At 32.4% G+C, this 2235-nt stretch carries 2 protein-coding genes; one reads left to right on the top strand and one right to left on the bottom strand.

All coding sequences use genetic code 11. From position 1 onward, the window contains the following. Positions 1–214: 214 nt before the first annotated feature. Positions 215–361: a hypothetical protein gene (locus JMM81_RS22475; RefSeq protein ID WP_256243789.1), complete on the bottom strand. Its 147-nt coding sequence runs from the start codon at positions 359–361 to the stop codon at positions 215–217. A gap of 562 nt (positions 362–923) precedes the next feature. On the opposite strand from JMM81_RS22475, the gene JMM81_RS22480 reads away from it, so the two are divergent. Beyond that, the gene (locus JMM81_RS22480; RefSeq protein WP_256243791.1) at positions 924–2120 is read left to right on the top strand and encodes an MFS transporter; all 1197 of its coding nucleotides are present in this window, start codon (positions 924–926) and stop codon (positions 2118–2120) included. Positions 2121–2235 lie beyond the last annotated feature (115 nt).

Raw genomic sequence — 2235 nt, forward strand, 5'->3', positions numbered from 1 at the left:
TTACTCATCTAAACATCCTCCTACTATTTCTGTTGAACCCTATGTATCTATGATTAAAATGATGGATTGACTGATTAACTAGCACTATTAATGTATATTCTAGGGTATGTGTAAAACCCTTGATTCCTAAAATATGAATATTTTTACTGTGTACTCTATTTAGTCATTTCAAAGTATTTAAAATCCAATTAATTTATTGTAAATATAAAATACTTTACGATGGTTTGTAACTATAATTTTGATGATCTTCCGTCATAAATCCGATTGAATAAATGGAAGATCCGAGTAAATCGATATGGGTTATTACAGGGTGCGGATAGACTTCATCAGTCCTAAGACGAAGAGTGTTCACTTCAATCACACCTCCAATGTTTCATTTATTTACTGGTAATTTATAGATACTCTTTAGGAAGTTGATTTAATAGACCATATTGTCATCTCCTTTTTAGTTAGAAGAAAATATATCAATTGATAACGATTATCATTATCATTATATACATAAAACTAGTGAACGGTCAATATAATACCTGGTAAAAAGTTTGCAAAATTTAAATATTTTCTTGGAAGGGGATACAAATGTTAAACGGTGGAAGGGAATCTAGAAAAAGGAAGTGATAAGAACAATGCAATTTAGCCTTTAAAAGTGTGCAATTTATCTCTTAAAGTCACAACATGGCTTGCATTACTGTTGTTAAAAAAACGTTAGTTACATTATTCCGTTAAAGGACCAGATTGTGGAACAGAGCTTTTATAGAGAAAATTAAATCATTTGAGTTTTAGAAAACCAAGGTATATAGTTACATGGATAATTTTTTCAATAAATTGGTTTTTGAGATGAACTTTATTGAGTTTTTTAAGGTCTAGCAAAAACAGTATAAAAAATACTACTAAACATAAAAATAACAGAAATAGGAGGAATAAAGGTGAATAAATCAAAATTATGGACAAAAGATTTTATCATCATGTCCGCATCAACTTTTTTTGGGGCTTTAACCTTTTATTTATTAATAACGACTTTAACCGTTTATGCGGTTGAAGAATTTAATGCTTCACAAAGCATGGCCGGTCTTGCGTCTAGTATATTTGTAGTGGGTGCACTAGTTTCACGTCTTTTTGCTGGAAAATATCTTGAGATCATTGGGAGAAAACAGATGCTTTATGGCGGATTATTTTTATTTTTGATTATGATGTTGTTATATTTTATTGTAGAAAACATGAACGTATTATTGTTTATTCGTTTTATTCATGGAGCAGCGTTTGGTGTGTTTACCACAGCTATAACAGCAGTTGTCATGGATATTATTCCGAATGAACGTCGAGGAGAAGGAATAAGCTATTTTTCATTAAGTATAACTCTTGCAATGGCAGTTGGACCTTTCTTAGGTCTTTATATCAGCCAACAAGGAAGTTTTACGATGATATTTATAGTCTGTACACTTTTCTCTCTCATAAGTACTATTATCTTATTATTTGTGCATATCCCTGAAGGAGACATCACAAAAGAACAGCTTGATGCGATGAAAGGTTTTAAGTTGAAAGACTTTTTCGAAATAAAGGCTATTCCCATCTCCATCATTATTGCCATTATGGGTTTTGCTTACTCAGGTATTCTGTCATTTATTAATTCTTATGCAAAAGAAATTGATTTAATAGATACGGCAAGTTTCTTCTTTATTGTATATGCTGTCTTCATCTTGATTTCAAGACCATTTACTGGACGGTTATTAGATAAAAAAGGAGATAACATTGTAATGTATCCAGCATTAATATTATTTGTGATCGGATTAGTTACTCTTAGTCAAGCCCACCATGGATTCACTCTCCTTTTAGCAGGAGCGTTAATTGGTCTTGGATTTGGAACGATGAATTCTTGTTGTCAAGCAATTGCTATAAAGGAATCACCACGGCACCGAGTGGGACTTGCGACCTCAACCTTTTTCATATTCATGGATTCAGGGGTAGGGATTGGTCCTTTTCTATTAGGATTTATCATCCCTATAGTTGGTTTTCGTGGATTGTATCTAACTTTGGCAGTGGTCGTATTTGCGAGTATCTTTTTATACTATGTACTTCATGGAAAAAAGAAACGTACAGAAAACAATATCCTACAGGCGAGCTAGTATTTAAGGGGATTTGAGTGCAGTTACTTCTTTTCGTAACCTGTTGCTATATTGAGAGAGAACCGGTATTTTATCTACATAATTAGCAAATGATGTGGATTGATTAACACCAACC

It is taken from the genome of Bacillus sp. V3B, assembly GCF_024494465.1.
Lineage (GTDB): Bacteria > Bacillota > Bacilli > Bacillales > Cytobacillaceae > Bacillus_BD.